Genomic DNA, 9,421 nt, shown 5'->3' with positions numbered 1-9,421 from the left:
AGAGCGATGATGGTTCGGATTCTGGTGATGAGGGTAAGGCAGCGTTCCTCGAAATGAAGAAACAAGCAATTCTATCTACTTTAGAAAGGTAAAAGATAATGAATTTGAAGGAAATGTTGGAGGCTGCTAAGTCTCGTATCGCACAGGCTGACTCTGTTGAAGAGCTGAAGGCAGCCCAGGAAGAGTACAACAAGATCAGTGAGCAGATTAAGCTTGCTGAGCAGAAGGGTGCTATCCTGGACGGTCTCAAGCCTGCAAAGGAAACGCAGGTAGAGAAGAAGGAGACTCCAGCTTCTCTTGGTGCTTTCGCTGTTAAGGAGCTTGACACTCGCTCGCTTAAGTCTGCTCGTGGCGCTGTAGGTACTGGATTCGGTTTCAAGGCGAACACTGACCTGCACACCACTCCAACCATCAACGTTACCGATACGAAGGTTGTTGACGTTCAGCCACGCCCTCTCTACGTTCGTGACTTGTTCGGCTCTGAGGCCATTTCTGGCAACTCTTTGACCTACTTCGTACTCCAGCCTACTGAGGGTAAGCCTGCAAAGACTGCCGAGGGTGCGAAGAAGCCACAAATTCACGTTGGCTACGATTCTAAGACTGTTGCTTTGGAAAAGATTGCAAGCTTCTTCAAGGAATCTGATGAGCTTCTCGAAGATGCAGCATTCATGGAGTCTGCGATTAACAATCGTGGTATTTATGAGCATAATCTTGCTGTAGAAAACGAGCTTGTTTCTACTCTGCTTGGCACTTCTGGTATTCAGACTGTCGCGTTTAAGGATAATGCTCAGGACACTCTCTACACTGCGATGACGAACATTCAGACTGCAACTGGTTACACTGCTGACGCCATCGTTATTAACCCTGCCGATTATCAGACTTTGCGCTTGGCAAAGGACGCTAATGGCCAGTACATGGGTGGCGGCTTCTTCTACGGTGAATATGGTAACGGTTCTCTTGTTCAGCAGCCTGGCATTTGGGGTCTTCCAACTGTTGTTACTACTGCTGTGGAAAAGGGTACTGCGATCGTTGGCGCGTTCAAGATTGCAGGTAGTGTCGTTACTAAGGCTGGTTCTGGTCTTCGCGTTGAAGTTTCCAACGCTAACGAGGATGATTTCATCACTAACCGTGTAACTGTTCGTGTGGAGGAGCGTCTCCTGCTCGCTACTCGTGTTCCTGCAGCATTCGCTAAGGTCACTCTCGCAGGCGCTGCAGCATAACCCTGTAACGTGTTTTTTTAAAGGACAGTAAAACTGCTCATATGGTGGGATGGTTTTTACTGTCCTTTTCTTATGCGTGAAAGGTTTTTTGATGCTTAAAATTTACGAGTTTAATGGTTTAACATTCCAATGGCATGAGGGTGACCAGCCCGACGAAGCAACTCTTATAGATAAGCCTGAGCTTGGTGTGAAACGTCAGCCTGCTGTGAATAAGCGTCGAACCGTGAAAAATAAGACGGGTGATGCTCATGCTGGCGACTAACTGGGGCTACAGCATCGACGTTGACAAGCTTCCACTGTTGCTTACAGTTGACGAATTCGACAGTATGGGTGGCTCTTCCATGAGCTCCGGCTATGAGGCGAAGCAAGCAACGTTGAACGGTGTCTCGCAAGCTATTCGTGACTATTGTGGCTGGCATGTAGCGCCAAAACTCACTTGCAAGGCTGTTGTTCCTGATTCGGCTCACGTGATACTTCCAAGCATGGGCGTCACTGAGCTTACCGAGACTGTGTCAACAGTGGAACCACGTCATGCGAACTCGTATGGTGTGATTGATATGCGCCGTCAAGCGTTGCTTGAGGTGACGTATGTGGCTGGTTTTGACATGGTTGACGCGTTGAAACAGGCTGCGTATCAGATTGCCGCGAATCATCTTGTTGCTACTGCAGGTCTTCGTGAAGAACATGCAGGACAGGTGGGTGCAACTTACAATCAGACCGATAATGGCGTATCTGGTGGCGTCCGTTTGCTTGCCTCGGATAAGGCTATGCTCGCACCGTACAAGCTTGTAGGAGTGTGATTTGCATGGGTTTGCCTACGTGGTGTAATGACACTCTCATGGTGTCGCGCCCTGGCGTGAAACAGTCTCGTGGTGTGAACGTGAAAGATTGGGAACATCCAGTCACTCACATGATCACTGGCTGTAGCGTGCAGCCGCAAGCGGAGAGTACTGATTATTCTCAACCTGCTCAGCCTACGAGAGTGACGTGTGTTGCTTATGTGCCGTCTGGTGCGGATATTCAGCGTGGTGACAAGGTGACTTTTGAGGGTGCTGATTTTCGTGTTGAGACTATTCCTGTTGGCTGGCGTAGCCCGTTTGGGCGTGCGTCGCATATGACGGTGAATTTAACGGAATGGGAGGCATAGTATGTCTCGAAAAGGTTTTCGTATTGAACTTAATTCTGCTGGAGTCCAACAACTGTTGAATGATAGCGGTTTATCTGCCGTGTGTGCTTCTAACGCGCAGCGTATCGCTAGTAAAGCTGGTAAAGGTTTTCGTGTATCTCGCCAGTGGCAGGCAGGATATGGTGGTGGTCGTACCGCTGTATCAGTGCGTACTGCAACACCTGGAGCACGTGAAGCTGAAGCGGTGAATAAGACTCTTACACTGGCGGTGCAATCATGCAGAGCCTAACCAGACCGCAGGATGCTGAATGGTTGCTCGCTCAAGAAATCACCCGTCTTGCTCACGTGGATGCGAGCGCGAACCAGTCCACCAATATCTCCGGTAAAAAACCATACGTGTGGGTATTCCAGACAGGGTGTACTCCGGTGACATCTGTGAGCTGGCAGCATGATTTCAGTATTGATATTTGGGCGGGTAAGGATGATGACTATTCGCAGGTTACCGACGTTGCGCGCACTATTGCTGGCTATCTTGCAAGTTTGAGTTTGCAAAGTGGCGAATATGCGTGGCATGCGCCTGATGTGATGAACATGTATCCGAATCCTGACCCTCAACGTCCACACGTTCCACGCGTAACACTTACTTACAGTGTCCAGTTGCGCGGTGAATCGATTGATTTTTAGAAAACATTAAAGTGAAAGGTTAAATTATGGCAGAAGTAACGCAGGGTATTGATGCTAATAAAGTTTATTTGCCGTCTCCTGACCAGTCTGCTACCACTGGCGCAGTACAGATTGCGAAAGTCGGTGTAGCGAAGCCTGCGGATGCTCGCACGGTCATGCCTTCTAACGAGTGGGGTACCTCTCTCGGCTATATTGGCGAGGATGGTCTCACAATTAGTGGCGTGATGAGTGCTGGTGACAAGATTAAGGAATGGGGTGGCAGTGCTGTGCGCGTTACTAATGGTGACGCCGAGCCTACCATTAGCATTCCTAGCATTCAGGTTGATGAGACTCTCGCTAAGCTCATCGTTGGCGATGAGAATGTGAAGACTGTTGATGCTAATAGTGATCATGGCCGCCAGCTGGAGATTGCTTTTAACGGTAAGGTTGGGGAGCCTCGCGCTTGGGTGTTTAACATGAAGGACGGTAATCGTCGTATTCGTGCTTTCGCTCCGAATGCGCAGGTGTCTGAGCTTGACGATTTGCAGTTTGTTCCTACCGCGGCTAATTCTTACGCTTTGACATTGAGTCTGAACGTTGACACGGCAGGTAACTTCCTTTACTTGTTCTATGACGACGGCAAGGTCGAAGCTGTCGCATAAACGACAGGGGCAAAGGGGATTTTTATTCTTGCTACCGGTTTCCATGTTGAGTGTATTCATGAAGTTTTCCATCCTCCTTATCTTCATGGCTCACCGTGAAAACTGGCAGCAGTTTTTCAATTAAAGGAGAAAAAATATTATGGCTTTCGTACTCGAAAACGATGCTAAGAAGACTTTCGATTTCAAGATTGGTAAGCAGGGAAAAATGTATCATCTTCCACTGCTTATGGATTTACCATTAACAGCGCAAGTAAAGATTGCCGCATTGACACGTAAGAATGAGACTGAAGAGCTTATCAAGCTGCTTATTGACGTGTTTGAAAAGTATGCTCCAGGCTCGACGAAAGAGTTGACAGCGGGCATGTTTACGCAGCTTATTACTGCATGGCGTGAAGCTTCCCCATTAGCGGGGGAATAATAGCCCTACTCAACGTTAACGAGGACACGAGTAGGGCGTTTGAAGCGGATATTATAGACCGTTTCCATATGAGTTTAAGTCAGGCCGTCACCACCATCGGGTGGGACGGTCTGATTGTTTTCTACAAACATTTAGACACATCAAGCCATACCTGGCAGGCGCAGCATAAGACTTTTGCCGGCTGGGATTCCACTCTTATCACGAACAGGCTCATCGTCGCTCTGATTGATGAGATTCGCGCCGTCGAATACTTGTACGCGTCCGCGCATAGCAAAAAAGGTTCGAATGTGCGTAAGCCGAAACCGTTCCCGAGCCCATGGGCGAAACCAGATAAGGGTGAGAAGCATTTCGGCAAGGGGGCGATACCTCGTAAAGATTTCATGGCTTGGTACTACTCGACTGACTAGTGAAAGGCGTTTTTCATGGCTGAAAGTGGCGTAACTGTTGCTAACGCGTTCGTACAGGTGATGCCGTCCGCGAATGGTATTGAGGGCAACCTTACTAAAGAGCTGAGTTCAGCCATGGAAACTGCTGCCACGAGTTCCGGTAAGAGTGGTGGTGAAACTCTTGGCTCTAGCCTGCTTGACCAGCTTAAAGGCTTGGGCGGTAGTATTGCTGGCGTTGGCGGCGAGGTTGGTACGAGCCTGTATTCAGGTGCTGAAGCAGTACTTAGTGGTGCTGGTGTTGCCGCGTTAACTGCTGCGGGTGTTGCTCTTGCAGGCGCTGTGCTTGGCGGTTTGGAAGACATCGGCTCAGAGTTCGACGGAATGACCGATAGCATTGTTGTCGGCACAGGCGCATCAGGCAAAGCATTAGACAGTTTGACAGCTTCCGCTACCGAAGTCGGCAATAGCGTGCCGATTAGTTTTGAAAAGGCTGGCGGTATCGTCGCTGATTTCAACACCCGCATGGGATTAACCGGTAGCACGTTGACTGACGTGTCGAAGAAAACCGCAGCATTAGGCGAAATCCTCGGCAAGGACATCAATATCAACCAGTTGACCGGAGCCATGAACGCTTTCGGCATTTCTGGTAAAGATGTCGGCAAAAACATGGACTACCTGTTTGGTGTCAGCCAGGCGACCGGTATCGGATTCGACCAGTTAACCGGCATCGTTAAAAATGCTGGCCCAGCCATGCAGTCCCTCGGTTTTAGCTTCAAGGATACGGCTGACCTTGCCGGCCAGTTAGACAAGGCTGGTATTGACGCGAACGCTGTCATGGGCAGCATGAAGAAAGCTTTAACAGCTGTAGCCGAAAACGGTGGCGATGTTAAAAAGACCTTCAACGACAGTGTGAAGTCGATTGAAGATTTTATTAAGGCTGGTAATGATGCGGCTGCTATTGACGCGGCTAAGGATATTTTTGGTGCGCGTAACGCTCCGCAGTTTGTTGCAGCGTTGAAGAGTGGCGCCGTGAACATGGAAGAGCTTGGTAAGAATGCTCTTGGCGCTAAGGGTGATATTGAGGGGACTGAGGAGGCTACCAAGGATTGGCCTGAAACATGGGAGCTACTGCAGAATCGTATCAAGAGTGCTCTCGAACCTTTAGGCACTGCAGTATTTAGTACTGCTACTGCGGCCATGGAAATACTGTTTACTGTTGTCACTTCGCTTATTAGTGGTTTTCAACAGTTTGGTGGTCTTGTTGGTAATGTTTTCGCACCATTGACGGCTAGTGTGCAGGGTGTTTCTGGCATACTGTCTGGCGTTTTTATGCCAATATGGCAGACTCTACAAGACTTGTTTAATACTGCTTACAGTATTATTGCCGCACAAGTTGCACCAGCTTTCGATAGTATTCAAGCGGCGGTAAGTCGTGTGGCAGGCGTGTTTACGAGCACGTTCCTACCGGCGTTGCAGCCTGTTATCGTGCTTGTCGGTGCGATCGTGGGAACTCTTATCACGGTACTGATACCAGCATTGGGCGCTGTAGTCGGCTTCCTTGTGGCTCAGTTTGGTACAGCGTTTACGATGGTGGCTAATCTTGTAACTTCGGCGATGCAAGTCGTATCAGGCGTGGTCCAAACCGTTGTCGGTGTTATCGAAGCTATTGTTGGCACGTTTGTTGGTATTTTTACTGGTAACTGGCAGATGGCCGCTGACGGTATGCAGCGTATTCTTGGCGGTCTTGCAGGTATTGCGAATGGCGCTTTGAATGCTGTGCTTGCCGTTGTGCAAGGCGTCTTGTCTACTATCAGTAACGTTTTTACGAGCATTTTCAACGGTTTGACGGGTATTGTTAGTGGCGTTTTTAGTGCTATTGCGAATACGATTAGCGGCACGATGAATGGTGCAAAGAGTACGATTAGTGGCGCTTTGAATGCTATTGCTGGTTTCTTCCGCAACCTGCATTTGCAGCTGCCGCCTATTAAGCTTCCTCATTTTAAGGTGAGCGGTAGTTTCAATCTTGACCCTGCACATTTTAGTTTGCCGTCTATTGGCGTGGACTGGTATGCGAAGGGTGGTATTGCTACTCGCGCTGCAGTGTTGGGTGAAGCTGGTGCGGAAGCCATCGTCCCATACACTAACTCGAACATTAAACCATGGGCAACAGCCCTATCGAACGCTGCAGGCTTAACGAACAACAGTGATGAGGCGACTGGCCAGCTTGTGAACATGCTCGCCTACTATCTGCCGGTCATTGTGCGCGGACAAGAAACAGACCTGACGAAACGTGACCTGCAACGGCTCATGCTCGCCAACAACATTCTCTAAGGTGGTTTTTGTTATGTTTAACCGGTTCACGTATTTTAGTGGAACACTGCAGAAAAAATACTCGTTGGATAGTCCAATCATATCGAGTGGCGTGGGTAATGATATTCGCGACAGCGTATGGAATTACTCACTGTCAACACATAACATTACTGGCGTAACTCGCGTGGCTCGTGAAGCATCGTTCACCGTGACTACGACTGATTACGATCTGCTAAATGAGCTTCAACAGGCGTATACGGTTGATGTGGAGAACGGTACTCCAGGTGTATTGTATGTGGATGATTGGCAACAGTCGGCATATTTGGTAAAAACGCAGGCTGACGCTATCCGCCGAGGAACACTTATCGTAAAAAATTACTGCTGTTCTGCTTGATGGTAAGTGGCATCGTGACACTGTAACAAGTTTCAAAACCTCTTACACGAGCGTGGATGACGATGAGTGGTTGAACTATCCACACGATTACTCGTATAACTTCGGTAAACAGTTCGATTATGCGACATCGTTGAGCGTGGAAACGTTAAGCAGCGCACCAATTAGCCTAACTGTTTACGGGCAGGCAACGAATCCAAGTATCACTATTGGGGGTAACGTTTACAATGTGAACGTTACTGTGCCTACTGGCGGAATCCTGAAAGTTAACGGGTTGGATAGGACTGTACGCTTGTTTGATGCGACGGGGCAAGAGTCGAACGTGTTTAGTAAAGCAGCTCGCAAGCCTGGCATGGATGTATTCGGCGAGCTTACGACTGGCGCGAACACGGTTTCTTGGTCACGTGGTTTTGAATTTGATGTTACTGTTCACGAGATTTCAGGGGGTCCATTATGGCAAGAAACACAGTTCAACGCGTAACACTCTACAAGGGGAATAGTTTTGAACCGTATGCGCAGACAGAGAATTTCCAACTCGACTACGCGTATGGGGATACGGAGAATAGTTTCGAACTGATTATTGAGCAGGCGGACATTGTTGATGTGACAATGTCCGCTTTTCGCTTGGAAGATTCCACTGATATTGCCGGCTTCGTGGATGGAGTGGAAAGCGTGTATAAGAATGGTTATTATACGATTACTTTCCATGGTACGAGCATGCAAGGCGTGCTTGATAAGCGTATCGTGCAACCATACTCTGGACAGGACTATTACACAGTCAAGGGCACACTCTCTGACTGTCTAACTAAGGTGCTTGCTGACACTGGTCTGACTGGTAGTGTTCTGCTTGACAGTATTCCGCCGGTGAATATCGACTACCAGTTTGAACGATACTGCACTCTCTGGCAGGGTTTACGCAAACTCGCTAAGCAGAATCATATGATTATCCGCTTAACATTTGACGATAATGCTCGTATCCTGTTGAGTTTCATCCCGTCGGATGATATGACAATCAATAGCGCGAATATTAGTTATGATGCGACGAAATACAGTAAGTTTATTACTCATGCCATCGCTTTGGGTGCTGGTGAGCTGCGTAACCGTGCTGTCGGGCACGCATATTGGGATGGTAAACAGGTTACTACCTCGAAGCCTTCTAATTTTGTTGAATCTTACATGATGACTTTCGAGGCAAGCAGTACAGAACAAGACAAAATCGCTCAGTATGCTGCGGATAAGCTCACCGACGAGTTGAAGAATCGGCAGATTTTGCAGGTGAAAGAACCTGACGGAGAGTATCCTCTCGATTCAAGTTTTTCGATTACCGACATGCCAACCGGCATGACGGTGTCGGCAAGTATTAACAAGCTCATCATCAAAATCAGTAGGGGTGTGAAAACCCTTTCTATGGAGGTAGGTTAAAAATGGGTATCCAAACAGGCTTAACACAGTACGAGTGCGACCGGTGCGGTATTAAACAGATTATCGGCCCGAAGCAGGCTGCAGAAGAAAAGTGGTCGGAAAAGAAGTTTATTCGCGCTAACCAGTCAGACGTGAACGTTGTCCTATGCCGGTACTGTTCGGAAGACTGGTTGAAACTCATGGCTAAGGCTGACACATTTTTCGATAATTTCATGGACAAGAAATAAAAGGAGCTTACAATGACTATCCACATGATCACGAGCCGCCAAAACATGGCTCACGTAACAGCTGACGATGCTGCACATTTGAACGCACGCATTATGGGCGACGGACAATACCTGCTGACGAAAAACTGGACACCAACACTAGCTTCCGCATCCACAGTAAACCTGCCTGTCGGCGAATGGTTGTGGAATGGCCGCTACGTGCAGATTAGTGTCCAGGAAAGCATCAACATTGGTAACGGTGTACCGTCAGGTTCCACGCGCGACGACCTCATCTGCTTACATTATTCCAGGAATACGGGTACTGGCGTAGAAACTGTCTCCGCGGCGGTTATTAAGGGTGTCATCAATCAGGGTATTGGTGTACCTCCTATTACCACGAGTCTGCTGAATACGCCGTCTGAAACGTATATGATTATTGCTGTTGTGCATTGGAATGGCTTGACCCCAACAGTGCAGGCGTTTGAGAATACTGAATATTTGCAGCCTTTCTCGCAGACGAATGAAACTCTCCGTAATCTTGATTATCGTCTTACACATGCTACAAGCACTACTGCGCGTCTACCGTATATGGATAGACCGGTGACTTTGCGTAAAAC

Annotated in this window: 15 protein-coding genes; all 15 read left to right on the top strand. The window is 48.4% G+C overall.

The features are described from left to right. Positions 1 to 98: 98 nt before the first annotated feature. Positions 99 to 1,220 carry a phage major capsid protein gene (locus G464_RS0107835; RefSeq protein WP_021618656.1) on the top strand — a complete coding sequence of 374 codons (1,122 nt, stop codon included), beginning with the start codon at positions 99 to 101 and terminating at the stop codon, positions 1,218 to 1,220. A 91-nt stretch (positions 1,221 to 1,311) separates the two neighbouring features. After that, the gene (locus G464_RS0107830; RefSeq protein WP_155237066.1) at positions 1,312 to 1,482 is read left to right on the top strand and encodes a hypothetical protein; all 171 of its coding nucleotides are present in this window, start codon (positions 1,312 to 1,314) and stop codon (positions 1,480 to 1,482) included. After that, complete coding sequence (locus G464_RS0107825) at positions 1,469 to 2,020, top strand: hypothetical protein (protein WP_155237065.1); 552 nt, start codon at positions 1,469 to 1,471, stop codon at positions 2,018 to 2,020. The genes G464_RS0107830 and G464_RS0107825 overlap by 14 nt, the downstream gene beginning before the upstream one ends. Positions 2,021 to 2,058: 38 nt before the next feature. Beyond that, positions 2,059 to 2,367, top strand: a complete 309-nt coding sequence (locus G464_RS0107820; RefSeq protein WP_152685840.1) for a hypothetical protein — start codon at positions 2,059 to 2,061, stop codon at positions 2,365 to 2,367. A 1-nt stretch (position 2,368) separates the two neighbouring features. Then, positions 2,369 to 2,635, top strand: a complete 267-nt coding sequence (locus G464_RS0107815; RefSeq protein ID WP_022857394.1) for a hypothetical protein — start codon at positions 2,369 to 2,371, stop codon at positions 2,633 to 2,635. Next, the gene (locus G464_RS0107810; RefSeq protein ID WP_021618651.1) at positions 2,623 to 3,030 is read left to right on the top strand and encodes a hypothetical protein; all 408 of its coding nucleotides are present in this window, start codon (positions 2,623 to 2,625) and stop codon (positions 3,028 to 3,030) included. The genes G464_RS0107815 and G464_RS0107810 overlap by 13 nt, the downstream gene beginning before the upstream one ends. Positions 3,031 to 3,056: 26 nt before the next feature. Further along, positions 3,057 to 3,671, top strand: a complete 615-nt coding sequence (locus tag G464_RS0107805; RefSeq protein WP_021618650.1) for a phage tail tube protein — start codon at positions 3,057 to 3,059, stop codon at positions 3,669 to 3,671. Between the two features lie 139 nt (positions 3,672 to 3,810). Next, complete coding sequence (locus G464_RS0107800; RefSeq protein ID WP_022857393.1) at positions 3,811 to 4,089, top strand: hypothetical protein; 279 nt, start codon at positions 3,811 to 3,813, stop codon at positions 4,087 to 4,089. 68 nt (positions 4,090 to 4,157) lie between these two features. Further along, the gene (locus G464_RS0107795; protein ID WP_021618648.1) at positions 4,158 to 4,496 is read left to right on the top strand and encodes a hypothetical protein; all 339 of its coding nucleotides are present in this window, start codon (positions 4,158 to 4,160) and stop codon (positions 4,494 to 4,496) included. 15 nt (positions 4,497 to 4,511) lie between these two features. Further along, positions 4,512 to 6,806 (top strand): phage tail tape measure protein, encoded by a 2,295-nt coding sequence (locus tag G464_RS0107790; RefSeq protein ID WP_022857392.1) that lies wholly within the window; start codon positions 4,512 to 4,514, stop codon positions 6,804 to 6,806. Positions 6,807 to 6,819: 13 nt separating this feature from the next. Further along, positions 6,820 to 7,179, top strand: coding sequence for a hypothetical protein (locus G464_RS09475; RefSeq protein ID WP_022857391.1), 360 nt, complete (start codon positions 6,820 to 6,822; stop codon positions 7,177 to 7,179). 52 nt (positions 7,180 to 7,231) lie between these two features. Continuing rightward, positions 7,232 to 7,657 (top strand): hypothetical protein, encoded by a 426-nt coding sequence (locus tag G464_RS0107780; protein ID WP_022857390.1) that lies wholly within the window; start codon positions 7,232 to 7,234, stop codon positions 7,655 to 7,657. Continuing rightward, positions 7,630 to 8,598 (top strand): hypothetical protein, encoded by a 969-nt coding sequence (locus tag G464_RS0107775; protein ID WP_021618645.1) that lies wholly within the window; start codon positions 7,630 to 7,632, stop codon positions 8,596 to 8,598. Before G464_RS0107780 ends, G464_RS0107775 begins: the two co-directional genes overlap by 28 nt. Positions 8,599 to 8,600: 2 nt before the next feature. Then, the gene (locus G464_RS0107770) at positions 8,601 to 8,825 is read left to right on the top strand and encodes a hypothetical protein (RefSeq protein ID WP_021618644.1); all 225 of its coding nucleotides are present in this window, start codon (positions 8,601 to 8,603) and stop codon (positions 8,823 to 8,825) included. Between the two features lie 12 nt (positions 8,826 to 8,837). Next, the coding region (locus tag G464_RS09470; RefSeq protein WP_039777925.1) for a hypothetical protein at positions 8,838 to 9,421 on the top strand (584 nt) is incomplete at its 3' end.

Origin of the sequence: Alloscardovia omnicolens DSM 21503 (genome assembly GCF_000420505.1) — a bacterium.
GTDB classification, from domain to species: domain Bacteria; phylum Actinomycetota; class Actinomycetes; order Actinomycetales; family Bifidobacteriaceae; genus Alloscardovia; species Alloscardovia omnicolens.
The sequence above is the reverse complement of the archived record's forward strand: the minus strand, read 5'-3'. Positions and strand labels throughout refer to the sequence as shown.

Coding starts and splice junctions, on each gene's coding strand:
- G464_RS0107835 (WP_021618656.1), top strand. CDS start 99: ATGAATTTGAAGGAAATGTTGGAGGCTGCTAAGTCTCGTATCGCACAG.
- G464_RS0107830 (WP_155237066.1), top strand. CDS start 1,312: ATGCTTAAAATTTACGAGTTTAATGGTTTAACATTCCAATGGCATGAG.
- G464_RS0107825 (WP_155237065.1), top strand. CDS start 1,469: ATGCTGGCGACTAACTGGGGCTACAGCATCGACGTTGACAAGCTTCCA.
- G464_RS0107820 (WP_152685840.1), top strand. CDS start 2,059: ATGGTGTCGCGCCCTGGCGTGAAACAGTCTCGTGGTGTGAACGTGAAA.
- G464_RS0107815 (WP_022857394.1), top strand. CDS start 2,369: ATGTCTCGAAAAGGTTTTCGTATTGAACTTAATTCTGCTGGAGTCCAA.
- G464_RS0107810 (WP_021618651.1), top strand. CDS start 2,623: ATGCAGAGCCTAACCAGACCGCAGGATGCTGAATGGTTGCTCGCTCAA.
- G464_RS0107805 (WP_021618650.1), top strand. CDS start 3,057: ATGGCAGAAGTAACGCAGGGTATTGATGCTAATAAAGTTTATTTGCCG.
- G464_RS0107800 (WP_022857393.1), top strand. CDS start 3,811: ATGGCTTTCGTACTCGAAAACGATGCTAAGAAGACTTTCGATTTCAAG.
- G464_RS0107795 (WP_021618648.1), top strand. CDS start 4,158: ATGAGTTTAAGTCAGGCCGTCACCACCATCGGGTGGGACGGTCTGATT.
- G464_RS0107790 (WP_022857392.1), top strand. CDS start 4,512: ATGGCTGAAAGTGGCGTAACTGTTGCTAACGCGTTCGTACAGGTGATG.
- G464_RS09475 (WP_022857391.1), top strand. CDS start 6,820: ATGTTTAACCGGTTCACGTATTTTAGTGGAACACTGCAGAAAAAATAC.
- G464_RS0107775 (WP_021618645.1), top strand. CDS start 7,630: ATGGCAAGAAACACAGTTCAACGCGTAACACTCTACAAGGGGAATAGT.
- G464_RS0107770 (WP_021618644.1), top strand. CDS start 8,601: ATGGGTATCCAAACAGGCTTAACACAGTACGAGTGCGACCGGTGCGGT.